Annotated in this window: 24 protein-coding genes; 9 read left to right on the top strand and 15 right to left on the bottom strand. The window is 57.5% G+C overall.

All coding sequences use genetic code 11. The annotated features are described in order from the left end of the window. Window position 1: 1 nt before the first annotated feature. The 3 genes from RRU01S_RS04925 to RRU01S_RS04935 are packed head-to-tail and all read left to right on the top strand — an operon-like array spanning window position 2 to window position 3,067. The gene (locus tag RRU01S_RS04925) at window positions 2-1,090 is read left to right on the top strand and encodes an ABC transporter ATP-binding protein (protein ID WP_045229144.1); all 1,089 of its coding nucleotides are present in this window, start codon (window positions 2-4) and stop codon (window positions 1,088-1,090) included. A 58-nt stretch (window positions 1,091-1,148) separates the two neighbouring features. Continuing rightward, window positions 1,149-1,910 carry a sugar phosphate isomerase/epimerase family protein gene (locus RRU01S_RS04930; RefSeq protein ID WP_045229145.1) on the top strand — a complete coding sequence of 254 codons (762 nt, stop codon included), beginning with the start codon at window positions 1,149-1,151 and terminating at the stop codon, window positions 1,908-1,910. A 23-nt stretch (window positions 1,911-1,933) separates the two neighbouring features. Further along, window positions 1,934-3,067: a Gfo/Idh/MocA family protein gene (locus tag RRU01S_RS04935; protein WP_045229146.1), complete on the top strand. Its 1,134-nt coding sequence runs from the start codon at window positions 1,934-1,936 to the stop codon at window positions 3,065-3,067. A gap of 40 nt (window positions 3,068-3,107) precedes the next feature. On the opposite strand, the gene RRU01S_RS04940 is transcribed toward RRU01S_RS04935, so the two are convergent. Both RRU01S_RS04940 and cls read right to left on the bottom strand, forming a co-directional pair. Then, the gene (locus RRU01S_RS04940) at window positions 3,108-3,944 is read right to left on the bottom strand and encodes an endonuclease/exonuclease/phosphatase family protein (protein ID WP_045229147.1); all 837 of its coding nucleotides are present in this window, start codon (window positions 3,942-3,944) and stop codon (window positions 3,108-3,110) included. Window positions 3,945-3,994: 50 nt separating this feature from the next. Beyond that, complete coding sequence (gene cls, locus RRU01S_RS04945) at window positions 3,995-5,455, bottom strand: cardiolipin synthase (RefSeq protein WP_045229602.1); 1,461 nt, start codon at window positions 5,453-5,455, stop codon at window positions 3,995-3,997. Window positions 5,456-5,696: 241 nt separating this feature from the next. Here cls and RRU01S_RS04950 point away from each other — a divergent pair, with 241 nt between their 5' ends. Both RRU01S_RS04950 and RRU01S_RS04955 read left to right on the top strand, forming a co-directional pair. Next, entirely contained in the window at window positions 5,697-6,989 is a 1,293-nt protein-coding gene (locus tag RRU01S_RS04950) for a L,D-transpeptidase family protein (protein WP_045229148.1), read from the top strand. Beyond that, window positions 6,986-7,219, top strand: coding sequence for a sulfurtransferase TusA family protein (locus tag RRU01S_RS04955; protein ID WP_045229149.1), 234 nt, complete (start codon window positions 6,986-6,988; stop codon window positions 7,217-7,219). The genes RRU01S_RS04950 and RRU01S_RS04955 overlap by 4 nt, the downstream gene beginning before the upstream one ends. A 22-nt stretch (window positions 7,220-7,241) precedes the next feature. Here the strand turns inward: RRU01S_RS04955 and queE are convergent, their stop codons facing one another. The 8 genes from queE to RRU01S_RS04995 all read right to left on the bottom strand — a co-directional run bounded on the left by queE (window position 7,242) and on the right by RRU01S_RS04995 (window position 15,139). Continuing rightward, window positions 7,242-7,979 (bottom strand): 7-carboxy-7-deazaguanine synthase QueE, encoded by a 738-nt coding sequence (gene queE, locus RRU01S_RS04960; RefSeq protein WP_045229150.1) that lies wholly within the window; start codon window positions 7,977-7,979, stop codon window positions 7,242-7,244. Further along, window positions 7,976-8,344, bottom strand: a complete 369-nt coding sequence (gene queD / locus RRU01S_RS04965) for a 6-carboxytetrahydropterin synthase QueD (RefSeq protein ID WP_045229151.1) — start codon at window positions 8,342-8,344, stop codon at window positions 7,976-7,978. Before queD ends, queE begins: the two co-directional genes overlap by 4 nt. Beyond that, a complete protein-coding gene (gene queC, locus RRU01S_RS04970) occupies window positions 8,344-9,054 on the bottom strand; it encodes a 7-cyano-7-deazaguanine synthase QueC (RefSeq protein WP_045229152.1) in 711 nt (236 codons plus the stop codon). Before queC ends, queD begins: the two co-directional genes overlap by 1 nt. 129 nt (window positions 9,055-9,183) lie before the next feature. After that, the gene (locus RRU01S_RS04975; RefSeq protein WP_045229153.1) at window positions 9,184-11,163 is read right to left on the bottom strand and encodes an acid phosphatase; all 1,980 of its coding nucleotides are present in this window, start codon (window positions 11,161-11,163) and stop codon (window positions 9,184-9,186) included. Window positions 11,164-11,242: 79 nt separating this feature from the next. Then, window positions 11,243-12,055: an ABC transporter ATP-binding protein gene (locus RRU01S_RS04980; RefSeq protein WP_045229154.1), complete on the bottom strand. Its 813-nt coding sequence runs from the start codon at window positions 12,053-12,055 to the stop codon at window positions 11,243-11,245. After that, window positions 12,052-13,086, bottom strand: a complete 1,035-nt coding sequence (locus RRU01S_RS04985; protein WP_412674277.1) for a FecCD family ABC transporter permease — start codon at window positions 13,084-13,086, stop codon at window positions 12,052-12,054. The genes RRU01S_RS04980 and RRU01S_RS04985 overlap by 4 nt, the downstream gene beginning before the upstream one ends. A gap of 2 nt (window positions 13,087-13,088) precedes the next feature. Next, the gene (locus tag RRU01S_RS04990) at window positions 13,089-14,132 is read right to left on the bottom strand and encodes a FecCD family ABC transporter permease (protein WP_045229156.1); all 1,044 of its coding nucleotides are present in this window, start codon (window positions 14,130-14,132) and stop codon (window positions 13,089-13,091) included. After that, on the bottom strand, window positions 14,132-15,139 hold the full coding sequence (locus tag RRU01S_RS04995; RefSeq protein WP_045229157.1) for an iron-siderophore ABC transporter substrate-binding protein: 1,008 nt from the start codon (window positions 15,137-15,139) through the stop codon (window positions 14,132-14,134). The genes RRU01S_RS04990 and RRU01S_RS04995 overlap by 1 nt, the downstream gene beginning before the upstream one ends. Before the next feature lie 231 nt (window positions 15,140-15,370). Between RRU01S_RS04995 and RRU01S_RS05000 the strand changes: the two genes are divergently transcribed. Then, entirely contained in the window at window positions 15,371-17,491 is a 2,121-nt protein-coding gene (locus RRU01S_RS05000) for a TonB-dependent siderophore receptor (protein ID WP_045229158.1), read from the top strand. A gap of 52 nt (window positions 17,492-17,543) precedes the next feature. Here the strand turns inward: RRU01S_RS05000 and RRU01S_RS05005 are convergent, their stop codons facing one another. The 5 genes from RRU01S_RS05005 to RRU01S_RS05025 all read right to left on the bottom strand — a co-directional run bounded on the left by RRU01S_RS05005 (window position 17,544) and on the right by RRU01S_RS05025 (window position 22,358). Next, the gene (locus RRU01S_RS05005; protein WP_045229603.1) at window positions 17,544-18,470 is read right to left on the bottom strand and encodes a dihydrodipicolinate synthase family protein; all 927 of its coding nucleotides are present in this window, start codon (window positions 18,468-18,470) and stop codon (window positions 17,544-17,546) included. A 113-nt stretch (window positions 18,471-18,583) separates the two neighbouring features. Further along, a complete protein-coding gene (locus RRU01S_RS05010; protein ID WP_045229604.1) occupies window positions 18,584-19,753 on the bottom strand; it encodes a M14 family metallopeptidase in 1,170 nt (389 codons plus the stop codon). Between the two features lie 171 nt (window positions 19,754-19,924). Then, window positions 19,925-21,421, bottom strand: a complete 1,497-nt coding sequence (locus RRU01S_RS05015; RefSeq protein WP_045229159.1) for an ABC transporter substrate-binding protein — start codon at window positions 21,419-21,421, stop codon at window positions 19,925-19,927. A gap of 52 nt (window positions 21,422-21,473) precedes the next feature. Beyond that, the gene (locus RRU01S_RS05020) at window positions 21,474-21,950 is read right to left on the bottom strand and encodes a VOC family protein (protein ID WP_045229160.1); all 477 of its coding nucleotides are present in this window, start codon (window positions 21,948-21,950) and stop codon (window positions 21,474-21,476) included. A gap of 12 nt (window positions 21,951-21,962) precedes the next feature. Continuing rightward, window positions 21,963-22,358, bottom strand: a complete 396-nt coding sequence (locus RRU01S_RS05025; RefSeq protein WP_045229161.1) for a RidA family protein — start codon at window positions 22,356-22,358, stop codon at window positions 21,963-21,965. Window positions 22,359-22,920: 562 nt separating this feature from the next. On the opposite strand from RRU01S_RS05025, the gene RRU01S_RS05030 reads away from it, so the two are divergent. From RRU01S_RS05030 to RRU01S_RS05040, 3 genes are read left to right on the top strand one after another with little or no spacing between them, the layout of a single operon-like run. Continuing rightward, a complete protein-coding gene (locus RRU01S_RS05030; protein WP_234936098.1) occupies window positions 22,921-24,126 on the top strand; it encodes an NAD(P)/FAD-dependent oxidoreductase in 1,206 nt (401 codons plus the stop codon). After that, complete coding sequence (locus tag RRU01S_RS05035) at window positions 24,119-24,412, top strand: (2Fe-2S)-binding protein (protein WP_052815970.1); 294 nt, start codon at window positions 24,119-24,121, stop codon at window positions 24,410-24,412. The genes RRU01S_RS05030 and RRU01S_RS05035 overlap by 8 nt, the downstream gene beginning before the upstream one ends. After that, the gene (locus tag RRU01S_RS05040; RefSeq protein ID WP_045229163.1) at window positions 24,405-25,850 is read left to right on the top strand and encodes an FAD/NAD(P)-dependent oxidoreductase; all 1,446 of its coding nucleotides are present in this window, start codon (window positions 24,405-24,407) and stop codon (window positions 25,848-25,850) included. The genes RRU01S_RS05035 and RRU01S_RS05040 overlap by 8 nt, the downstream gene beginning before the upstream one ends. The last annotated feature ends 2 nt before the right edge of the window (window positions 25,851-25,852 follow it).

Raw genomic sequence — 25,852 nt, forward strand, 5'->3', positions numbered from 1 at the left:
CATGAATAAAAGCGTCTCCATTCGCGACCTGTCTCTGTCCTTCGGTGCAGTCAACGTACTCTCTGACCTCAATCTTGATATTTACGAAGGCGAGTTTCTGGTTCTTCTCGGGTCGTCCGGCTGCGGAAAATCCACATTGCTCAACTGCATCGCCGGGCTTCTGGAACCGACGGAAGGGCAGATCTTCATCAAGGACCGCAACGTCACCTGGGAAGAGCCGAAAGATCGCGGCATCGGTATGGTGTTTCAATCCTACGCGCTCTACCCGCAGATGACGGTGGAAAAGAACCTTTCCTTCGGTTTGCAGGTTGCCAAGATACCGAAGGATGAAATCGACAAGCGCGTGAAACGTGCCGCCGGTATTCTTCAGATCGAACCGCTTTTAAAGCGCAAACCGGCAGAACTGTCCGGCGGTCAGCGTCAACGTGTGGCCATCGGGCGCGCACTGGTGCGTGATGTAGATGTCTTTCTGTTCGATGAGCCGCTGTCCAACCTCGATGCGAAACTGCGCTCGGAACTGCGTGTGGAAATCAAGCGGCTTCACCAGTCGCTGAAAAACACAATGATCTACGTGACGCATGACCAGATCGAGGCTCTGACGCTGGCGGACCGCATCGCGATCATGAAAAGCGGTGTCATCCAGCAATTGGATGATCCTGTCTCGATCTACAACAAACCGAAGAACCTGTTTGTCGCGGGCTTCATCGGTTCGCCGTCCATGAACTTCCTGCATGGGGAGTTGGAAGCAAAAGACGGCAAGGTCGCATTTACCACCCATGGCGTCAGCTTCACGCTGGACGGATACGAAGCCTCATCGACGTTGACACCAGGCACCCCAGCAGTTCTGGGTGTGCGCCCGGAACATGTGCGGGTTGATAGCGATATCACCGGTGGTGAAATCCATGATGCCGTTGTGGATATCGAAGAGCCAATGGGTGCCGATAACCTCATCTGGCTCAAGCTTGCCGGTCACACGCTCTCCGTGCGTGTTGGCGGGCACCGCCGTTTTGCGCCCGGAACGAAGGTCAAGCTGGCCTTCGATATGTCCATGGCTTCGCTTTTTGATGCGGCAAGCGAAGATCGCATCTGAACACACACCATTCCACCGGCCACAATCCCAATGTCAGGCCCAATGTCAGGAGAGACATATGACGAAACTTGGTTTTCAGCTTTACAGCGCCCGCAATTTCCCGCCGCTGTCCGATATCTTCAAGAAACTTTCGGCGGCAGGCTACGCGCATGTCGAAGGTTTCGGTGGCATCTACGGCAGCATGGATGACGTAGCCTTGAAGGCTTTGCGCAGCGATCTCGATGCCAACAATCTGACCATGCCGACCGGCCATTTCGGTCTCGATATGCTGGAGAAAGAACCTCAGACAGCGTTGAACATCGCCAAAATTCTCGGCGTTGAAGCGATCTATTGCCCGCATCTCATGCCCGATCAGCGCCCAAGCGATGCAGCCGGTTGGCTGGCATTCGGCAAGCGGCTTCAGGAGATCGCCAAGCCGTTCCGCGATGCCGGACTGTCGTTTGGCTGGCACAACCATGATTTCGAGTTCGTAAAGCTCGATGACGGCTCCACACCGCAAGAGCAAATCTTTGCCGGTGGGCCGGAGCTGGAATGGGAAGCGGATATCGCATGGATCATCCGCGGCAAGGCCGATCCCTTCGAATGGATCGAGCGCTATGCCAGCCGTATCACTGCGGTGCATGTGAAGGATATCGCGCCGACGGGTGAAAATACCGATGAGGACGGCTGGGCAGATGTCGGCCACGGCACGGTGGATTGGAAGGGACTGGTTGATGTGCTGAAGAAGACGGCCGTCAAATATTATGTCGTTGAGCACGATAATGCCAAGGATGCTGATCGTCTCATCACGCGTTCCATCGCAGCCTTCAACACCTATTAATAGCGACAGCTGGAGTTACAGATATGGCCAATGACCTTGGCGTCGGCATCATCGGATGCGGCAATATTTCAACCACCTATTTTTCGCTCTCGCCTCTCTTTAGAGGCCTGAAAGTTCTGGCCTGCGCCGACCTTAACCGCAGTGCCGCCGAACTGCGAGCCGAAGAATATGGTGTCAAAGCGCAGTCCATCGAAGAACTGCTGCAAAACGATGACATCGATGTGGTGGTCAACCTCACCATTCCTGCGGCACATTTTTCCGTTTCGAAATCCATCCTCGAAGCCGGCAAGCACGTCTATTCGGAAAAGCCTCTGGTGCTGACACTGGAGGAGGGCGAGGAACTGCGGCGTCTGGCGACTGAAAAGAACCTCGCTGTCGGTTGTGCGCCCGATACGTTTCTAGGCGGCGCGCATCAGCTGGCGCGCAAATATATCGATGAAGGCGGCGTCGGTCGCATTACCTCGGGCACATGCCATGTCATGAGCCCCGGCATGGAAATGTGGCACCCCAATCCCGGCTTCTTCTTCTTAGAAGGCGGTGGCCCAATCCTCGATCTCGGTCCTTACTACATCGCCAACCTCATCAACCTCATCGGCCCGGTCAAACGTGTCGGTGCCCTGACGTCGATGGCAAATCCCACCCGGACTGTGACCAGCCAGCCTCTGAACGGTCAGGTCATTCCTGTGGAAACGCCCACCAATATCCACGCTCTTCTGGAGTTCGTGAACGGCGCGACGATCACCCTGTCAGCAAGCTGGGATGTGTGGTCACACCGCCATGCCAATATGGAGCTATACGGCACGGAAGGCTCGATCTACGTGCCGGACCCGAATTTCTTCGGCGGTGTGGTCGAGGCCAGTGGTCGCGATAAGGACATTAAGCCGCTCGAAAATTGGGATCATCCTTTCGGCATTGCCAATCAGGAAAGTCCGAATGGTGCGCGCGCCAATTACCGAACTGCGGGCCTCGCTGACATGGCCATTGCGTTAACAGAGGGACGCGACGCGCGTTGCTCGCTGGACCGTTCGCTGCACGGGATCGATGTTATGACATCGATTCTGAAATCCGGTGAGGAAGGCCGCTTCATCGAGCTGACGACCACGTGCGCCCAGCCAGCCGCTCTGGGTATTGAGGAAGCGCAGGCCTTGCTGCGATGATGGGATCAAGGCGGGTGCGTTTCGCATCCGCCTCCCTAATTTAGGCGGTGAGTATGTCGGTGCGGATCGTCGCCTTCAATGGCAGGTGATCAGATGCAATGCGTGACAATGCACTCTCATGCGCTGTCACATTATCGATCAAGCCCTCGCGATTTGAGATGATACGGTCCAGCGCCAGCACCGGCAGGCCAGAGGGAAAGCTCGGAACGGCGGGTGGCAGAGTTCCAAAGGCGTCGCGGAAGGTGTTCAGCGACGAGCCGTTGCCGAGCCGCCATTCGTTGAGGTCGCCTAACAGCACGGTTGGCTGTTCGTCTCGTGTGTTTAGCAGATCGACCAATGCTCTTGCCTGTTGCGCGCGGGAATGTCGTAAAAGGCCGAAATGGGCTGCAATGACGCGCAGCGTTCCGCCCTGCTTTAGGTCCAGTTCCACCACCAGCGCCCCGCGGGGCTCCAGTCCAGGCAGTTTCAAGGGGTGGACATCGCGCACAGCCCCTTCCTTGAAAAGCACGACATTGCCATGCCAGCCATGCGCCTTGGCGCCAGCGGTGATCGGAACCGGCGACAGCCCGCACTCCCGCTCCAGCCTGAGAAGGTCGAGCAGCCCCGTGCGCTCACCAAACCGGCTGTCGGCTTCTTGTAAGGCGATGATGTCAGCGCCGATTTCCTGGATGACGTGGCTGATGCGATCAGGGTCGAATCTACGGTCTCGTCCGACGCATTTGTGGACATTGTAGGAGGCGATGATCGGCAGCTTGGCTTCACCGCAGGGATCGGTTTTGCTGCCGCCATTCTTGCGATTGCGAAAGGACGTGACGATGAAAGAGGGGAGGCTTTCCTGTTTGGTCCGTCTCGACTTTTTATCTGGCACCAGTGACATTCACTTCCTCAATCTCAAAAGAACGCCCTGCAATGCTTCTATTGTGCCCCTCATAGATAGGGAGACGCCAACCACAAAATGCGTTCGACAAGCCGCAATGCAAAGGGTCTTGCCCGCAATGCTTCGAGCTCTACCGGTTCGGCATTTTGCATGGCGTCATGTATGCGCGACGAGACCGCTTTTGCGAAGCCCTCATCGATAACTTCTATGTCCACCTCAAAGTTCAATCTTAATGAGCGTGGATCGAGATTGGATGAGCCGACATAGGACCAGCGGTCATCGATCACCAGCAGTTTGGAATGGTTGAAGGGACCGGTCGCACGCCAGATGCGGCAATAGCTTTTCAACATCTGATCGAACTGTGCCGTCATCGCTCTGTCGACCAACATCAGATTGTTGTTGGCAGGCACAATGATATCGACCTGCACCCCACGCCTTGCCGCCGTGGTCAACGCCGATATGAGCTCTCGGTCGGGAAGAAAATAAGGTGACACGATGCGGATGGACGAGCGCGCGATGGAAAAAGCCCCCATCAGCAGTTTGTGACTGGTCTCGATGCTGTTGTCGGGACCGGACGCCACCACGCGCGCCAGCACCGGAGAGCCGGGTTTGCCTTGCGGCAGCGTCACGTCCCACATTGGTCCATCCAGCAATTCGCCGGTGGTGAAACGCCAGTCTTCGGCAGCAACGGTGAAAAGATCAGCAACCAGCGGGCCTTTGACCTTGAAGTGCGTATCACGCGATTGATGATCGCCGGAAAATTCCGCAGCGAATCCTTCGCGAATATTCATGCCACCGGTGAATGCCGTACGCCCATCGACCACAAGAATTTTGCGGTGCGTTCTCAAATTCGCATAGGGCAAACGCAGTCCCATGATGACATTGCCGTTAAAGACACTGGCGTTGATGCCCGCTTCCTTGAGGCCCGGCAGAATGCTCGGCACAGAGTAACGTGCGCCCACCGCATCGATCAACACCCGGACCTCGACGCCCCGATTTTGCGCCTGTGTCAAGGCGTCGACAAATCGGCTCCCAATTCGATCCTGATCGAAAATATAGGTTTCGAGGATGATTGAGCGCCGTGCATTGTCGATTGCTTCCAGCATCGCGGCGTATGCAATGTCGCCATTTGCGAGCGGCTCGATCGTGTTACCGGTGGTCAGCGCGTTACGAGTGACCCGGTCCCCCACGGTCTTCATGGCTGCAAAACGCCGCCCGAACCGTGCAATGACGACATCGTCGCTCGCATCGAAACGGGCGACACGATCCATGATCGTGCCGTGCATCAGGGAACGCTGCTGACCGAGTGAACTGCGACGGATACGATTGATCCCGGCAATCGCATAGATCACGGCACCCACCACCGGTGACAGCACGATAACACCGACCCAGCCCAAGGCGGTTCGGACTTCCTGCTTCGTCATGGTTGCGTGGATGGCTGCGGTGGCGCCCATGATGACAGACAAGGTTGCCAGAATGTGCGGCCAATAGGTCGTAACGAGATCAATCATACCGGCGAATATAGAGGAGTTCGGCTTTGCCGCAAGGCGCATCCCTCGAAAGCCAAGTAGGGATATTTTAAGGCTTTGTAAGCTATAAAGTTCGAAGTTTAATCAATAAATCCGATGACATCATGAGTGCTGATACAGATATCTCTGCCGCAATGAGAGGGGCGATCACAAGCCCGCGGACTTGTATTCACGCCGGATTTATTTTACCACCTTTTCACCTTCTGCAAATCGGTGAAACGCCATGCGTTTGAGACATATTTTGCTTCTCGCCTGTACGGCTCTGATGCTTACAGGCTGTAACGAAACGCTCGAGACCGTCGAGCGGGACGTCTCGCATGTCAAGAACAAGGTTGATTACCCGCTTTCTCCGTCCATTCTCGCTGAGATGGACAAGAAAAATATGGATCGCAATGCGCCGATCATGATCCGTATTTTCAAGGAAGAAGGTAAGCTCGAAATCTGGAAAGCCCGTCGCGACAATCGCTTCGAGGTCATCGCGTCCTACGACATTTGTGCATGGTCTGGAAAGCTCGGCCCCAAGGTCAAGGAAGGCGACCGTCAGGCGCCTGAAGGTTTCTATAATCTGACGCCGGGGCATCTCAACCCGAATTCCAATTATTACCTCGCGATCAATACCGGTTTCCCCAACCGCTATGACCAAGCGAATGGCCGCAACGGCACCAATCTGATGATCCACGGTGCCTGCTCGTCGTCGGGTTGTTATTCCATGACCGACGCGCAGGTGCTGGAAATTTACGGTTTTGCGCGTGATGCCTTCAAGGGTGGCCAGAAAACGGTGCAGCTTCAGGCGTTGCCGTTCCGCATGAACGCGGAAAACATGGCGCGTCATCGCAACAGCGAGCATTACGAATTCTGGAAGATGCTGAAGGTTGGCTACGACAACTTCGAAGTCACCAAGCGCCCACCGGACGTCAATGTCTGCGAAAAGAAGTATGTGTTCAACCAGCAGGCAGAAGGTGGACAGTTCAACGCATCCGCTGCCTGCCCGAAGATGAGCACGCCGCCTGCTCTCGCCAGCGCTCTTCAAAGCTATGCCAAGACCTATGATGTCGCCTATTCCAAGGCGACGAAAAAGCTCGACGGTATGGTCTGGTACGATCCGAGTGAAGCGGAGCGCAAGGCGATCGTGGCGGCAAAGCGTAAGGGCCGTGAGCCTGCTTACGCACCAACGGGTTCTGCTCTCAAAGCCGGCAGGCTGATGAAGGAAACCGAATTCGTCGCGCTGATGGAAAAGAAGGCGGCCAAGGGAATTTCTGGCCAGGCCGCGACGGCCATGGCGTCTGCATCCAACCCGGGCGCGACCACGGCTGCAACGCGTGGAACACAACAGCCCAATGCCGACCGCGTCGCACCGACCGTCATGGTGGCGGCGGCACCTGCGGCTCCTGCCCAGTCGACTGCTGTTGCGCAAAGCGTGCCTGTTCCGGCCGTCAACCCACTGGCCTTCTCCGCACCATCGCCAGCTGAGGATGCCCAGAAGAAGCCATTCTGGAAATTCTGGTCCAAGGAATGACGGGTAGCAATCCTGTTATCTACGATCTAAGGGGGCTGAAATGCCCCCTTCCTGTTTTGAAAAGCCGTAAAAAACTATCGATGATGGGTGCAGGCGATACGCTTTGGGTGGAAACCACCGATGATCTCGCCGTGATCGATATTGCCCATATGTGCAGGGAGGACGGCCACGATTTGCTGGAGACCGTGCCGACGTCCAACGGTCATCGGTTCCTCATCCGCAAAGGGTAGGCCTGAAATACTGAAAGGGTCTCTACACGCCGCGTTTGTTTCCCCACAAGAGAACATGCAATTGCGGAAGAACCCGCACGTCGAACCATCGATCCGCGTTCACCTTTTCCACCAGCCACAACATGCGCTCCATCACACCATCGATATCAACCACGGCATCGTCGTCCTCGGGCGGTGGTGGTGTGTGGTTGCCGGGTTGAAGATAGACCGGCAGCTGCGGATAACGCCGATGCGCGTCCTTGGCATAGGCATAGTCCACATCGTCAAAAACCACGATTTTGAGCGCGAGTTGTGGTCCACTTCCTGCCGCTGTGAGACAGCTTTCAAAGGCTGGCCAGTCCGTCTGCATACCGCTTGAAGGTGGCTTGGGGCTTAGAACCAGATAGTCGAGATCCGCAAACCAGTCTTTCGCAAGGCTGCCCTGAGTCTCGAGCGCAAAGCGATATCCTTCGCCGTGACCTTTCGCGATGAGAGGCCCAAGTGGCTGGATGGCCGGATTTCCACCCGATAGAGAGACGGTGAGCGGCTTTCCACCGGATAGGCGTTTGACCTCCTGCCAGATTTCTTCGGCCGACATCGGCGTCCAGTCCTCCCGGTACTTGCTTTCGACAGCATGTAGCGTGTCGCACCATGAGCAGCGATAATCGCATCCGCCAGTGCGTACGAAGACGGTGGGAAGGCCGATCAGAAGGCCTTCGCCCTGAATGGTCGGGCCGAAAATCTCACTGATGCGAACAGGCGCTTCTTTTTGCGTGTTCATGGCTTTGGCTGCGGGCGGTACTCGGCCCAGGTCTTGGAAGTTTCGCTGACGCGGACGGCGCTCGTTTCCGGCAGGCGCTCTTTGCACCAGTCATAAAAGTGCTTGGCAAGACACTCGGCCGTTACTCTGTCATGTCCCATAACATCATTGAGATGACGGTGGTCGAAACGGTCATCGATATAATGCTTCAGCGGTGCGAGTTCCTGATAGTCGCGCACGAAGCCGTGCTCGTTCAGCTCTTGCCCTGAAAGCTCGACTTCAACGATGTAATTGTGGCCGTGCAGCCGCGCGCATTGATGGTCTGCGGGCAGGCTTTTCAGCTGATGGGACGCCGAAAAATGGAATTCCTTGGTAATACGGTACATTACTTCACCGCCTGCGCCGCATAGGCACTGGTGGCCGCGATCCAGAAATCCGGGTCCTCGTAATCGGTGAGGTCATCGACCCCGGCCAGTTGAAACGCTTCACGACGTTCTACGCAGGTACCACAGCGCCCGCAGTGGCGCATGCCGCCCTTGTAGCAGGACCATGTCTCTGCAAACGGCGTTTCGTGCTTGGCGCCATCCGTGACGATGTCCGCTTTGGAACCGGTGACATAAGGTGCGTAGAGCTTGACGCTGGCGTAACCTTCCAGGGCGTGGCGCTGCATGTCGTTGAAACTGTCGATGAAGCCGGGACGGCAATCCGGGTAGATGAAATGGTCGCCGCCATGCACGGCAATCGCAACGGCATCGGCCTGCTGGGCTGCGGCCAGGCCGAACGCGATGGTGAGCATGATGGCATTGCGGTTGGGAACGACGGTGGAGCGCATCGTTTCTTCCGCATAATGGCCATCCGGCACCTCGACATTATCCGTCAAAGCCGAGCCGGTCAGATGGGCACCGATTGTGCGGATATCGATGATGTGATGGGGAACGCCAAGGCGGGTTGCGCAACGGGCTGCGAAGTCCAGTTCTTTCTTATGACGCTGCCCGTAGTCGAAGGACACGAGTGCGAGCAGTTCATGTTCGCTTGCAATTTTGTGCGCAAGCGAAACGGAGTCCAATCCGCCAGAGCAGATGACGATAGTCTTCATAGATGAGATCCCTTGTTTTGACCGGGTGGGCTGCGACCGGATTGGTTGCGGCTTCTAGCGCAAGTCGGGATCGTTGTGAAGGGGCGCAGGCTTTTTAGAGCCCGCGCCGACCTGGAGGGTTAAGTTTGATTATTCGATGATCACGGAAAGCGTAGTGCCGGTGTAGACTGGCCTTACCTTCACGCCGTTGGCTTCGATCGCCGCAAATGAGCCATTGAGACCATCTGCCGTCAAGACCTCGAATTTCGAGCCCGCTTCGGGTGCTTTGTCCCCGAAGGTTAGCTGAAGAGCCGCCTTGTCGAGCACGGCTTTGCCATTGATGTGCAATGGACCATTTTTCGCGCCAAGAGACAGTGTCCCGCCTGTCTGGCTGTAGTTTCCACCAACGTCCACGCCGCCAACTGCTGAAAGCTGAAGTGTACCGCCTGAAACCAGCACGCTACCGGTTCCAAGGGCTGTCTTGGAGGAGACGTTGAGCGTTCCATCATTGACAACGGTGCCGCCAGAATAGCTGTTTGCACCGTTGAGCTCCAAGGCGCCGGTTCCGGTTTTCACCAGGCGACCAGGTCCCGCAATATCGTTTGTCCAGCGGTCTTGCGCACTGAACCCGCCAGCCGACGCATCCATAGCCACTTCTACGTCACCATCAAACGATCCGTAACCTGCCGCAGCTGCCACGAGGTTGATGCGACCCCACCCATTGCTGTCATCCAGCAAGGGATAGCCAGATTCGATGCCGGTCGAAAACAGAACGGCGCGTCGCTGCGCAGCGCTGAGATAAGGCAGGCGTGTTTCCAACAAGACTTCCGCACCTTTGGGCACGACCATTGCGGAGGTTGGTGCAGCAGGGTCGCGGCTGAACGAATAAGTCATCCGTTGACGATACGCAGCTTTGTTGGCGGTCTCATCGGCAAATTGGTCAGAGGATAGATCAGTGCCGTGGGCAAAGGCTTGCAGTGTTTGTCCTTGCGGCAGGCGGCTTTTGAAATAGGCCTGCACGTCATCGAATGCGGCCTTTTTGGTGCTGGCCATGTCGGGGTCTTGCAGCATGGCAGCGGCCATAGCGGTTGCTGCGATACGTCCACCCATCACATCCAGCGGCGAATGCATGCCAGCCACGATGCGGCTTTCGCCAAGCGCTGAGGCACTGGTCAGCAACTCGGAGAAACGCTCCGGCACCGCATAGGCATAGGCGATGGCCGAGAGGTAGGCAGCATTTGTGTGGCCGCTCGGAAAACCGCCATCCTTCTGACGTCCGCGATTTTCCCGAACATACCGCAACGCTGGCACCGTCACATCCGGTTCTGTTTCATATTGCTCGAATGTCTTGTCACCAATGGTCTCTTTGCCGGTTTCAACGACGTCACCCTTGGCGGTCATGCGCCATGGTCGCGGCGACATATAGAAATATTTGGCCGGGTTGGTCGTCGCTTCGGGACCGCGCATGCGTTTTATGAAGGCCACGAAATTTTTGAGCTGAGAGTCCACGGAGCCCGCTTCGGTGCCCTTGTCATCTTCCTTCTTGGTGATGATCTCGTTCGGGTCGAAATCCTGAAGCGTGTGATTGATGGTGGTCGTCGCGCAAGCGCCTTCGCGGTACCACGGCGCCAGCGGACCCATACCCTCGATTACGCTGTAGCCTTGCGAGCGCCTGTCGTTGAGATAGGCATCCAGCGCTTGCGCTTTGGTGCGGTTCTTTCCGGTGACGGAAACCACGTAACGCATGTTTTCCGCCCATATATCCGGATTCACGGCCTTAGCCTTGCTGAAATTGGTCGGGCCGTCGCCATTGGCGCCACCATTAGCCCATGCGTCGTCACCAAGGCTCCAGATGTGGTTGAAGCCGGACAGGATTTTTATGATCGGATTGTCTTGGTCGTCATAGGCTCTGACATCTTCGCCCTTGGCGTTCTTTCCCGTCTGGTTGCGATAGTTTTCCGTAATGGGGAGCGGATATTGAACCGAGGGCTCTGTGATCGAGACGCTGTAACCGATGCCGGTTGGCTCTGTGGTATCGAAAGCCTGCGCATGGCTCGTCAGGCCGATGGCGGCCACAGAGGCCAGCATGGCCGAGCGAAACAACGGGAAATACACGGAAAAATTTGCCATGGCAGGCGTCCTATTCATTTTGCAAAACTGGTGTGCAAAATGCCCGGCATGGATGACAGTTTTTTGACAGAGGCACTGACTAAACCTGATCGCCCGATGTCATGCGGTGACGGCCAATGGGAAGCATCATGGGCCTGCCCGATGTCGGGTCGGGGATGATCCGGCTTTCCAGGCCGAAGACGGTACGGATGTTGTCTTGCGTCAACACCTCCTCAGGCGTGCCCATCACATGCAGACGCCCTGCTGCCATGGCGACGAGATAATCGGCGTAACGTGCTGCCAGATTAAGATCGTGCAGAACCATGACGATGGTCGTGCCGCGGCTGTGGTTCAGGTCGGTCAGTAGGTCGAGAACCTCCACCTGATGGCTGATGTCCAGAAACGTCGTGGGCTCATCCAACAGCAAGAGTTCTGTTTGCTGCGCAAGCGCCATCGCAATCCAGACGCGTTGCCGTTGGCCGCCGGAAAGCTCGTCCACCGGTCGCTCGGCAAGTTCGAAAGTCTTTGTGGCCTCGAGTGCTGCGGCCACGGCGTCGTCATCCTCTCGTGTCCAGCGGGAGAGCAAGCCTTGGTGCGGATGCCTGCCGCGGCTGACGAGGTCCGCCACCGTGATGCCCTCGGGCGCGATGGGGGATTGCGGCAGGAGCCCCAGTGTCCGCGCCAGCTTTTTGGGCGCTATGCTATGGATCGACTTTCCGTCCAGCAACACATGGCCGAGTTTTGGCGAAAGAAGCCGCGACATGGTGCGCAACAGCGTGGATTTACCGCATGCATTGGCCCCGACAATGACGGTGATCTTGCCCGAGGGTATGGTGAGGTCGAGGTCTTCCAGAATGAGCCGGTCACCATAACCGGCGGACAGTTGGCTGACTTCAAGGGAATGGGCGGTCAAAGCGAGCCTCCGCTCCGGTTGGCGCGTATGATCAGGAAGATGAGATAGGGTGCACCGAGCGCGCCGGTGACCACACCCACGGGGTAGCGGCTGGGGAGCAGGAACTGCCCCGCGTAATCTCCTGCGAGTACCAACAATGCGCCGACCAAGGCGGCGGGGACCAGCAGTGAGCCGTGCGAGCCGACGATACGCGCTGCAATCGGCCCTGAGAGAAACGCAACGAAGGCAATCGGCCCGGTGATGGCCGTTGCAAAGGCAATCATGCCGACGGCAGCAATGATAACGAGCACGCGGGTAACGCCAACGCGCACGCCCAACGCGGCAGCCGTGTCATCCCCAAGTCGTAATGCTTCGAGGTCCCGCTGGCGGCTTAGCAACAAGCTTCCGAAAACGATGAGCCCCAGCAGCAGCGGCAGGACTTGCGAGAGCTGCGCGCCGTTGACGCTGCCCGTCAGCCACCGCATGGCTTCTTGCAGGTTCCAGGCAGGGGCTGTCGACAAAATATAGGCGATAATGCTTTCCAGCATGGCAGAAACGCCGATGCCGACGAGGATGAGCCGCGTTCCGGCAACGCCATTACGGGACGACAGTCCATAGACCGACAGAGCGACGCCAAGGCCAGCAATCACAGCAAAGACTGAAACAATGGGGCCTTTCAGCGATAGCACGACGATGGCAAACACCGCCGCCGCGCTCGCACCCGAACTGATGCCGATAATATCCGGGCTCGCCAGTGGATTGCGCAGCATGATCTGAAAGGCGACGCCGCCAAGCCCAAAGCTTAAGCCCGCCAGAATGGACAGCAGAGCACGTGGCAAGCGCAACTGCCCCACAGTAAAGCTTGCGCCGGCAACATCCTCGCCCAGCAAAACGCTTATGACGTCTGCCGGTCGCGTGAAGGATTGGCCGAGCACAAGCGTGAGCGAAAAGATCGCAACGAGAAACGTAACAAGAACGGCCATTACACGCAGACGTTTGCGCCCATGCTTGTTGCGGCTTTCCACGATGGAGTGAACAATTGGTGCCAGCATCGTCATAGCTCGCGCACCCGCTGGCGTCTGACGACCCAGATGAAGAACGGCGCACCGATGAGCGCGGTGACGATTCCCACATCGAGTTCGGACGGGCGCGAGATGATGCGTCCGACAATGTCTGCCGCGAGCAACAGGCCAGCACCCGCCAGCGCCGAAAACGGCAGGAGCCAGCGGTGATCGACCCCCACCAGCAAGCGACAGAGATGCGGCACGACAAGCCCTAAAAAGCCGATGGGTCCACACACCGCCGTCGTTGCGCCACAGAGCAGGATTGCACCAAGTGCGGAGAACGCACGGGCTATAGCCACGCGCTCACCAAGGCCTGCCGCTAGGTCGTCCCCCAAAGCCAAAGAGTTGAGTTTTCGCGCCGACAGCATGCTGATGAAAAAACCGACAGCCAGAAACGGCAGGACATGCGAGATACGATCGAATGTCGCGCCACCAACGCCGCCGATCTGCCATGAGCGGATGCCCCCGGCAATGTCGTTTCTCGGCAGAACGACCGCGATAACCAGCGACGAGAACGCTACGGAGGTTGCCGCGCCCGCCAGCGCTAGTTTCAACGGCGTCGCACCACCGCGACCCAGCGAGCCGATCGTATAAACGAAAACGGCCGAACACCCCGCACCGGCTATTGCCGTCCAGATAAATGCGTTGGCCGAGGCGATGTTGAACCACGCGACGCCGATCACCACCGCAAGCGACGCGCCCATGTTCACGCCCAATATTCCGGGGTCTGCAAGAGGATTGCGTGTGACACCTTGCATGATGGCGCCGGATAAGCCCAGCGCGGCGCCAGCAACCACGGCAAGGAGCGTGCGGGGAATACGAACGACGACAGCAGCCTGACCGATATTATCGGTTTGGCCGCCCACGGCTGCCAGGATATCATTCCAGCCGACGTCTCTTGTGCCGATGGCAACGGATAGCACACACAGCAGGAAAAGCATCGCCATCACGGCCAGAAGCCAGAGCGAGCGGGCGCCGTTGGATCGCACCCTCACTCCAGTTGGCGTCCGGTTCCTGTGGCGTCTGAACGTCATCAGCGCGGTCCAGAGGATTTTTCTGCTGCTTTAGCCAGCAACGCCGCATAATCCTTCAAAACCCATGAAATGGACAGCGGCGTCGGGTTTGCTGCTGTGCCAAGCGGGTTTCGGCCCAGCATGACGATTGATTTGTTCTGGACGGCAGGCATTTTGGACAAGAGCGGATCAGCCTCCACCGCATCCAGCAATGGCTGGCCGCCATAGGTCACGATGATGTCGACATCATCGAACGAATCCACGCGCTCTGCGCTGAGACTGGACGCGAACTGTCCCTGCTTTGAGGCTTCCTGGACGCTTTTGGGCGATGTCAGACCCAGGTCTGCGAAAAACTTCACGCGAGTATCGTTGGCGGTGTAGAAATTGACGGTGCTGAGGTTGGTCGCATCCAGATGGGTGACGAACATGGCGGATTTCCCCTTCAATTGGGGGTAACCGGCGACCACCTGCGCAATCTCACCTTCCGTGCGCTTGATCAACGCCTCACCCTCAGCGGACATGCCAAGACCGGCGCTGTTGAAGCGGATCATGTCACGCCAGTCTGTTGCCCATGCCGATTGCGGATAGGCGATGACGGGTGCGATCTGGCTCAGCGTGTCGTAATCCGCCTGGCTCATGCCAGAATAGGCGGCCAGGATAACGTCGGGTTTCGTAGCGGCGACGGCTTCGAAATCGATGCCGTCGCCTTCGTCGAACAGCACAGGCTTTTCCGCACCAAGCGCTTTCAACCGTTCAGCTACCCATGGCAGGAGGCCATCGCCGTCATCGTCCCCGAAATTGGCCGCAGCAAAACCGACTGGCACGATGCCGAGAGCCAACGGCACCTCGTGATTGGCCCATGCGACGGTGGCGATCCGTTCAGGTTTCCTTTCAATCGTTGCTGTGCCCAAAGCGTGTTTGATGACGAGCGGATAGGTCGTCTCATCGGCAGCTTGCGCCGCTGACAATGCGGCAAACGACAGGATGATAGCGATGATCGGCGCAAAAGCGCTGATGAAGCGCAGCATGGGCGACACTCTCCGAAATTAAAGTTGAGTTCGTTTCTCAGCTTCATGCCATGCGGTCAAGGCTGATGTGGTGGTGGCGCCACACGGAGTGTGGAAGTTTCCGTGGTTTTCTCCAAAACCGTGGAATTGTACAATACCGGATAATCTCCCTCAAGTTATCACCTCCGCCATGGGGCACCGGTGTTCTACCGAGATTGCCAGCGACAGCAACACCACGTCTGGAATGTGATCATGAAGATTGAGACGAAGAGCGCAAATTCGGGCCAGCCACGGCGCCATTATAACAAGGCTATCCTGTTGGGATGCACGGCACTTGTAGCGCTGACGCCTTTGCAGATACTGGCGCAGGAAGCGGGCGCTGCAGGCGGCACTGTTCTTGAAACAATCGTGGTGGATGGATCGGGTGGCGATGATAACGAGAGATCAATCGTAGCCAAACAGACGACTGGCGCTGGAAAGATGCCAAGTGAAGTGCTGACAACACCGGCTTCAGTTTCCGTCATCACTGCAAAAGAAATCAAAGAACGTGCAGCCACAAGCGTCGAGCAGGTCGTGCAGTACACGGCAGGGGTGGTTACTGATTTTTATGGTTCGGATGATCGCTGGGACTTCTTCGATATCCGCGGCTTTACACCGTATACCTATCGGGACGGACTGGCCATTGGCAGGACATTCGGTGGTGTTCGTGAAGAGCCTTATGCTTTCGAGCGTATCGAAGTCCTGAAAGGGACAAGCTCCAGCAGCTTCGGATCCGCTGAGCCCGGTGGCGCCGTGAATTATGTCACCAAGTTGCCGAAAAGCGAGCGCTTTGGTGAAGCTTACGTCACCGGCGGTTCGTTCGACCATAAAGAGGTTGGACTGGATTTTGGTGACAACATCACGCAAGACGATACGCTGTCCTATCGCCTCACCGGGAAGTTTCAGGATGCGGATGCCGAATACGACTACTCGAAGGACAATGAGAAGTTCGTCATGGGCGGCCTGACATGGCGGCCCACGGATGTGACGAGCCTATCTTTTGTGTTCGATCATCTGAACAAGGATGGGGTACCGGGGAGCGGCGGACAGCCTTTCGGTACGGATTTCGACAGAAGCAAATTCTTCGGTGAGCCAGATTATTATTTCAACAACACCAACCGCAACACCTATAGCCTGATGTTCGATCATGATTTCGGAGATGGGCTGAGCTTCGGTTCCAAAGCACGCTACAGCAAAACGAATACCGGATTTGGCAGTGCATATCTACAGAACCCGACAGTGGGTTTTCCAAACCTGACGGATCGTTACTTTTTTGGCAGCGACAAATCGTCAGAACAATTCGTCATCGATGCGAACCTCGTCTATGAGCGAAACTTCGACGACATCGAAAGCCGCACGCTTCTTGGCGTCGAATACAATAACTTCAAGTCGGAAGAGGCGAGCCTGTATGTGCCGAACGGCCCGTCTCCAATTGACTCCGCAAATCCCGTTTACACCGGCGGCCCGAACGTTGGGCTTACCCCTGGGAATGGAAACGATCAAACAACCAGGGCAATTTACCTTCAGCAGGATGTGACTTACCAGGACAGGCTTATTGTAAGCTTAGGTCTGCGGAACGATTGGCTCGATCTCAGTCAAACAGAGTTGGCGTCTGGCGCCTCGACGTCCAGTGCCAACAGCGAATTCAGCAAAAAGGTCGGACTCAGCTATAAAATCACCCAGGAATTCGCTGCCTTTGCAAGCTACGCTGAGTCCGCAGCCCCTCCCGGTGTCGGAACAGAACCCACCACCGGCAAGCAGTATGAAGTTGGCGTAAAGTACCAGCCGGACGCTTTTCCAGCCTTGTTCACCGCATCGCTCTATGACCTGACAAAGGGAAACATCACCGTCTATGACAGCGTGACGTATCTGCCAGATTCGGTCGAAAAGGTTCGCCACCGTGGTATTGAACTGGAAGCCAAGGCGGAACTGACGAACACCATCAACCTGATCGCGGCCTACAGCTATATCGACTCCAAGATCGAAGAGCCGGGTGGCGCAAATGATGGTAACCGCCTCATGCGCGTCCCAAAGCACGTGGCTTCCATTTGGACAACGTACACGCTGGAAGGTGAGGGCGCACTCGGCGATATGACCTTTGGCGTAGGCGCTCGATATTCCGACAGCTACTTCACCAACATCCAGAACACCATAGCTTCGGATAGTGCGGTCGTGTTCGATGCGGCCTTTACCTACAAGATCAAGGAGAACACAACGCTTCAGCTCAATGCCAGCAATCTGTTCGACGAAAAACATGTCGCAAGTCAGGACACTGGCGGGGTTTATTACAATCCAGGCCGTGCGATCTACGCAACGCTTCGTCAGACTTGGTAATCTGCTGAATCACGCGTGAAGCCATCGCTTAGCAGTGGCTTCACGCGTTGCGTCACATCATGCCGAGGTCTTTGAGAGTCTTTGCAATCTGTTCACGATGAACATCACTGACATCGCGCAAAGGCGGGCGGACGCGTCCACCAGGCAAGCCACGGGCATTCAGCGCGGCTTTGAGAATGGCAGGGCCGGAGCCGAAGCGCCCGATCAGGTCTGGTGTGTACCATTCCTTCATCAGCACTCGGTCCTTCAAACCGCAGGCCCGCGCAGCTTCCAAATCGCCTGCCCAGAGATTGTCGTAGAAACCAGTCTGCGCGCGTCCGAGAACGCCGCCAGCGCCCATCGTACCGTCTCCATCATGCACAGAAAGCATCGTGAGGCCGAGTTCATTCATCGGGAAGCCGAAGACGCGGACTTTGTCTTTCAGGGCAAAGAAGGTTTCGGCAAAGCGTGAAAAGTCCGGCGTCGATTGTTTGATCGCGACGACGGCATCGATATCGGCCAGACGTTCCAGCAGCGATAGCGGCATGTCGATGCCGGTGCCGGGCGGCCAATTGTAGACGCAGATCGGCAGTTCGGATGCGGCTCCAACGGTGGTGTAGAAATCCACGATTTCATCCGCGTTCGGGCGCACATAAGGCGGTGGTGTGAGCAAGATCCCATCGAAGCCGGCGCTCTTGGCAAAGGCCGCAAATTCGATGCTTTCCTGCGCGGTGAAGCTGGAGCAGCCCGCGATCAGAGGAAGTTTGCCGCGCATCTGCTCACCGGTTTTTTCGAACAGGCGCGCGCGTTCCATCTTGGACATGCTGGTCCATTCGCCCGTGGTGCCAGCCAGAACCAGCCCATGCATGCCCTCGCCATGCAGCCATTCCAGGAGAACGCCAAGGCCCGCCTCATCAAGAGAAAGGTCGTCTTTGAAGGGAGTGGTGATGGCAGGCAGATAACCCCGCCAGTTCACGCGCGATCTCTTGTTTTGTATCATGTCATTCTCCGAAATATAGTCGTGCGTAAGATGTGTTCCGAAGGCGGGACGAAACATCTGTGCTGGTTTGACGGACACGCGCATGGTGATTAGACGACGTGTCGTTGATGTTTTCAGGAACTTACGTTGAGATTTCCGACAACGGCGCGCAGCGCTTCAGGCAGGGAACGGCCAAAGCCATAGGCGCGCTCTGGCGACCAGCCGGTTTCCGGCATCGGAAACTCCGTTACGTCCTTGTAGGGCTGCTCCAACAAGACGGAGAGCGCGTGGGGGAAGCGGTTTCCGATCCAGTTCCAGCCCATGCCGAGATCCGGCTCGGTGGGGCAACCGCCCGGATAGGGATGACCAAGCTCGTAGTCCGGCGAGGCTGCGGCCCAGGCGTTTTCGAATTGCGTGAAGATATCACGACGCTCCGGCTTCCATGTCGGTACGTTTTCCGATGGCCAGATGAAGTTGCAGCGCAGTTCCTTGTCGGCATGGCAGTCGAGGCAGAAATCGACGCCGATTTCTTCCATCTTGTTGCGAAGATGGAAAATCTCCGGGGATTTCTCCAGCGATGGCGACGTCCATTCACGATTGAGATTGGCGCCCACTGCGTTGCTGCGTGTCAGACCAAGAGCCGAGCCATCGGGATTGCAGTTGTGCACGACGTAGAAAACCGCAGAGGACAGCAGCGCACGGGCCGTCGGATCTGTTTCGTCGAGCAATCTGTCGACAATGCCCTCGACGAAGTAACCGCCCTGGGTTTCGCAGGAGTGCTGGCGTGAAATGATCCAGCAGGAGGGCTTGCCCGGTCCCGGTGTGCCGATCGTCAGCATATCGATGGGGCGACCCTGAACGCTCTCCCCGATGGTCGTCAGTGAAACGAGATCGGAAGTCTGGGCCTTGGAGATGAAGGCAAGTTCGCGGGCGGGCTCATAGGGTGCCCAGAAGGCGTAATAGCAGATGTCGTGTTCCGGCGTGTGCTTGAAGCTGTAGATTTCGCCGTCGTAATCGCCACGCAGTCGAAACCAGGTCGTGCCGTCATAACTGGCGACCGGCCCGGTGTTCTGCCACATATTTTCGTAGTCTTCGCGGTTTGCCAGACGCCAGCCCAGCGTCTCATTGGCATTCTCAAAACTGAAACGGCAGTCCTTGCCCTGCGCGCCGCTGACGCGGAAATGGTACCAGCCGAGAAACACATCGCCGGGGTCTTTCTTCAGGCGCAGGCGGATATCGCGGTGATCGGTTGCAGAGACGATCTCGCCGCTGCCGGATGGAATCTTGGATGTGACTGAAACCATTTTGTTCTTCCTGTCTGTCGATGGTCCGGCTTTGAACCAGTTCGTGTGGCTGAGCGAACCATCTGTCATTCTGCCAGCGTCCCAAATTACGGAACGTCCGTGTGGAAACCAGCAGTGGGTAGGTTAGGTAGGGCGGCCTCGATTAGCCGCCCTTGAGATGTGAGAGGTAGATTACCCTTCGATCTTGGCGCCACGCAAAATCGGGAAACCATCGCCCGTCAGGGTCACGCCCTTCAGGCTGGCCTTCAACGCGAAGATCGGTGCCTGATGGTAGAGGTAGATTACCGGCAGGTCCTTTGCGACGAGGGCCTGAGCCTGCTTGAACAGCGCGATGCGTTCCTTCGGATCGACGGCTGCACGGGTGGCATCGAGAAGGCGATCCATTTCCGGGTCGTTGTATTTGCCGACGTTTCGTCCACCCTTGCTGGACAGAACCGGCACGGCCAATGTGTCCAGATCGTTGGCGGATTGCTGGCCGATCGGGCCCCAGGATTCGAAATCGCCATCGGCGGTCAGCTTCAGTGTGGTCGCGAAATCGACAACGTTGAGTTTGGTATCGAAACCAGCCTCGACCGTCATGGCCTGAATGAGTTCACCGACGCGCACGGACAACGGTCTGTTCGGCACCAGCATGGTGAAGGGCACGGGCTGCTTCACACCCGCCTCATCCAAGAGTTTCTTGGCTGCGGCAACATCGCGGGCCGGAATAGGAAAATCCGTGTTGTAGAACGGCGAATCCGGGCTGGCGAACTGGTTGGCTGCCTTGTAGTAACCGGCAAAAACCGCATCCACGATGGCCTGTTTATCCAGCGAAAGTTCCAGCGCGTGGCGAACGCGGGGGTCCTGCATCGGGCCCTTGCGTTCAAGGTTGAACATCAGCGCTTGGGAATTGGCGGCAAAATTCTGGATCATCGCCAAGCTATCGTCTGACTTGACTGTATCGGCCAAAGCAGGATCGAGCTTTTCGATCATATCGACATCGCCAGACTGAAGGTTGGCCAAACGCACGCTGTCAGCCGGAATGATGCGGAAGATCACGCGATCAAAGGAATAATCCTTGGCAAAGCGATAGTTCGGGTCTTTCTCCAGAGTGATGCGGTCCTGCGCAACGCGGCTGACGAACTTGTAAGGGCCGACGCAGACGGGTGCACGACCGACATTGGCGCCTTCACGCTCCAAGGCTTTGGGCGAGAAATACATGCCGTTACGCTCGGCCAGTGTTCCCAAAAGCTGGGCGGCTGGCTGCGCTACTTTTATGACGACCGTCTGTGGATCGGGCGTTTCGATGGAGGAGATGCTGGTCAGGTCGGAATAACGCTGCGTGCCGGGCTTGCGGGCGCGGTCGAGATTGATCTTGACGGCAGCGGAATCGAACGGCGTTCCGTCCTGAAACTTGACGTCCTTTGCCAGATGCAACGTCAGCGACAGGGCGTCATCCGACCACTCCCAGCGTTCGGCGAGGCCTGGCAGAATGTTGAGTTTGGCATCGGTATAGAGCAGCCGCTCGCACATGGTCGACAGAACCGAAATGCCCGTGGAGGCAGCGTTGGATACCGGGTCCAGTGCATCCGGGTCATCGGCGAGCGCAATGCGCAGGTCGGCGGCGCTTGCAGAACCGGCCATCAGGCCCCCGGCCAATATCAAGGCCGTCATAATCTTGCGTGACATGAGTTCGTTCCCTTTATTATTTTTGAAAACTGCTTGTGTCGTCTCTATGCCGTCAACCCGCGACCGAGGTCAAAACGAGGTCGCTGGATGGGTCGGTGATCTGCTGCAGTTCAACGAAATTGCCATCCGGGTCGCGGCAGTAGCAGACGCGCATCGGGCCGACATCGATCGGTTCGGAATTGAAGACCACGCCATCTGCCGAAAGGCGGGCGTGATCGGCAATCACATCGTCGCTGTCGAAGCAGATGTGGGAATATCCACGCTGCGACAAGCCACGGTCATCCATGCGTTCGGATGCTGGCAGGGTGTATTCGAAGATTTCCAGAAACGCATTGCCAGCCTTCAAAACGGCAGCGCGTGCGGTGGAATCGGGGATCGTCGTGATCTGCCCCGCAAAGGCTGCCATGTCGGTTCCGGCTTCCCAGCCAAAGGAAAAGACTTCCGTAAAACCGAGCTTGTCCTTGTAGAAGGTCAGTGCACGATCGAGATCACCAGTGGTGATGGAGGGGTGATGAATGCCACGTAGCATGGGAAATCTCCTTTACGCGTAAGCCGTTGCTTCGATTTCGACTAGAAGATCAGGCGTGAATAGTCGCGAGACCTGAACGAGCGTGCTTGCTGGCTTGTGACCGAGGGCATTGAACGGTCCGACGACCTCGCCCCAATTGGCCAGGGTGGCATCGATATCGGTCGTGTAGACGCGGATGCCCGCAACATTGGCGTAGGTCATGCCAGCATCAGCCAGAACCTTGCCGAGATTTTCGAGGACGAGCTTGAGCTGGCCCTTCATGTCACCCAGATGCTGCGGTGCGCCGTCCGGGCCGGTCGCGCATTGACCAGACAGGGTAAGCACCCGTGACATTCCACTGACTTCGGTCGCGTGCGCAAAGCCGAAGCCTTCCTGCCAATTCCAGGGATTGATCGATTTCGTTTCCATAGCTGTTCCTTTTTATAGCTGTGCGGCGTCGAGAGGATGCAAAAGCGCAACGCTTGCGAAGCGTTGGTGAATTTCGATCTTTCGGACATGACGAAGGCGTCGACCTGACGGATGCGCAGACGCGCAGCTTCCCGGCCACTCTCGCGGCCTCAGGCACCATTTCGTTCCCCTGTCATGACATGCTGGCCGAACTGCCGCGATTTCGAGATGCGGTGCCCGGCTCTTGTTCTTCACTCAGGAAACGTCATGCCTAGCGTTCGTTCAATGACGCTTATTGTCAGATTATGTTGCGTTTTACGCAACGTTAAAGCCAGAATTTTGACCGGGGCGTCTCGTCACTATGTGTCCTACGATCTCGTCTTGTGGCGAATTTCCAATGGTTTTGCGTGGTTTAGATTCCCGAACTTTAGCATTCCCAGTCGCGAATTTGGATCATATCCCAGCGCGTTTATCCGACCCGGTTGAGGGTAAGTGCCAATATATACAGGAGAATTGACTTGAAAACGCACACTCACAGTGCACACTCGTCACAATCTCGAAAGGTGAAATACTTGCCCCAAATATGGTTGAACATCATGCCTGTGGTCTCACCGGCGCCATGACGATTGATTGCCTCATCATCGGCGGCGGCCTGTTGGGTTCGGCCACGGCATTCAATCTGGCCACGGAAGGACTGTCGGTTCTGCTGGTCGAGAAAGGCCAGATCAACGGCGTTGCATCCAGCCAGAACGCCGGAAGCCTGCATTTTCAGCTCGAATATAGAATGATCGAGAATGGTGCGGATGCAGCGCGCAAAGCTGCGGAAGCCATGCCGTTGCATCTGGACGCCATGGCGCGATGGGGCAATGTTGAAGCGGAGCTCGGCGCGCCGGTTGGCGTGAAGCGAACGGGCGGCCTCATGGTTGCCGAGACGGCGGAGCAGGTCGCCGTGCTGGAACAGAAAGCCACGCTGGAGCGCGCATCGGGACTCGATGTCGAATTGCTGGGCCGGTCTGAGCTGGATGGCCTCGCGCCTTATCTGGGACCAGCCGTCGTGGCCGCTGCCCATTGCAAGGGCGAGGGAAAGGCCGATCCGAAGCAAACGACACTTGCCTTTGCCAGAGCTGCGATTAAAGCGGGCGTGCAGATCGAGACGGGCTGCGAAGTGCTGGAGCTGTCGCGGCATGGCGATGTTTGGCATGCGAGACTGAAGGACGGTCGGTTGATCCAGGCCAAAACCGTCGCCATTACCGCAGGCGGATGGTCGGGCCGGGTGGCGGCAATGGCGGGCATGCAGATGCCTGTCAGCCCGGTGGGGCTGACAATGACGGTCACGATGCGCACGAAGCCTCTCATTCCGCATCTGGTTCAGCATGCTGGGCGACGTTTATCGCTGAAGCAGACACCGGAAGGGCAGGTGCTGATCGGCGGCGGATGGCCCGCACAACTGCGCCATGTCGGTGGTGTCATCGATCTCGACGCACGGCCCGCGCTGCAACTCACATCACTGGCAGGCAACATGGCCGCTGCCGCCTCCGTCGTGCCGAAGCTGGAAGCGTTACAGGTGATGCGCGTGTGGACGGGCATGACCTCGCTGATTGCCGATCAATTGCCGCTGCTGGGCGAAATTCCCAAGGCGCCCGGCCTTTTCATCGCGACGGGCGGCTCCGCTTTTACGCTGGGCCTGACCTATGCGCGTCTGCTGGCCGACGCCATTTGCGGCAAGCTACCCATTCTGGATGTTCGCCGGTTCAGCCCTGGCCGTTTCGGGAGTCTCACCCTTGTCTGACCCGCGTCGTCTTCCCGAAAGCAAAGATTTGCACCGCCCGCCCGCGGTCTCCATCACCGTCAACGGCAAACCAACTCTTGCCCATCCGGGCGAAAGCCTTGCGGCAGCACTGATGGCAAGCGGGCATAGCGGCTTTCGCCGCACGCAAAGTGGGGCACTCAGAGCGCCTTATTGCAATATGGGCGTGTGCTTCGATTGTCTGGTAACGGTCGATGGCCAGAGCGGGCAGCGCAGCTGCCTCATCCCCGTGCGGGCCGATATGGTCGTGGAGTTGGAAAATGTCTGAGCTCCGAACCATTGATCTGGCAATCGTCGGCGCTGGCCCGGCGGGTCTTGCGGCGGCACTCGCAGCCAGTGACCAAGGCCTCAGTGTCGTTGTTATCGATGAGCAGCCGGAGATAGGCGGCCAGATATTTCGCCAGCCGCCCCGCAGTTTTAAAGCTGCTCCCAGCAGCGCCTTTCGCAGCTATCCCTTTGGCACCAAGCTTCTAGAGCAAGCGCGCGGCGATTCCCGAATCCGCTTTCAACTTGGGACGACGGCCTGGGGCGTGTTCGAGCCTCGCGACGGCGGACGGGGTGTCGCGCTTGGTCTGTCATCGCAGGACGGTGGCTTGATGTTGCGCAGCAAGGCATTGCTGATCGCAACCGGCGCTCACGATATGCCGGTGGCCTTTCCCGGCTGGACACTTCCCGGCGTCATGGCGGCAGGGGGCGTTCAGACGTTGCTCAAAAGTCAGCACGTTCTCTCCGCAAAACGCTATGTTCTGGCAGGCTCGCATCCGCTGATTTTCGTGCTCGCCGAACAGCTTTTGAAAGCCGGGGCGGAGATTGCGGAAGTGGCGATTGCGCGTCCATTCCCCGGGCTCAGTGAAATGCTCCGCGCCATCCCCGCGCTGCCGGGGCAGGGTCGCGTGGTGGCTGATCTCATGCGCAGTCTGTTGGCGTTGCGCCGCCATAAAGTTCCGCTCTCCTTCTCCACGAGCGTCCGCCGTGCGGAGGGAACGGAAGAGGGTGTCGCGCGGGTGGTTCTGCAAAGCGTCGATGGGGATGGAAAGCTTGAAAAGGGCACTGAGCGAACTATCGACGGTATCGATGGTGTTGCAATCGGCTACGGCCTGCTCGCCAGCACCGAACTTGCCCGGCAGGCGGGATGCGCAGTCCATTGGGCGCCAGATCGCGGCGGCTGGGTGGTCGGCCATGATGACGACATGCAAACGTCCCGAACCGATATCTATGTGGCGGGTGAGCCAGCCGGCATCGGCGGTGCCAGACGCGCGTTTCTTCAGGGCAAGCTCGCAGGGTTGACGATAGGTGCTGCGGTCAAAGGCAGCGATCCTGCGTCAAAGGCTATACGGGACGCCAAAGCGGCAGTTTCCAGTACGGACACATTTGCGACGACGATGTCGCAAAGTTTCGCGCCGAACCTCACACTCCTGGCATCTCTGGCGGATGATGAGACGATACTGTGCCGCTGCGAGGAGGTGGCATCGAAAGAGGTCGATGCATTCCTGAAACAGTCGCCCTTCGTGACATCGGTCAATGCGGTCAAACTCGGATGCCGAACCGGAATGGGACCGTGCCAGGGGCGCTACTGCCAATTGTCCGTTGCGATGAGAGTGGCGGACCGATGCAATCTTCCCGTCGAGTCCGTCGGTCAATTCACCGCACAAGCGCCGATACGGCCTGTGCCATTGAAGCATCTGGCCAAGCTGGGATTGGATTAAGC

Source organism: Agrobacterium rubi TR3 = NBRC 13261 (assembly GCF_000739935.1).
Taxonomy (GTDB): Bacteria; Pseudomonadota; Alphaproteobacteria; order Rhizobiales; family Rhizobiaceae; genus Agrobacterium; species Agrobacterium rubi.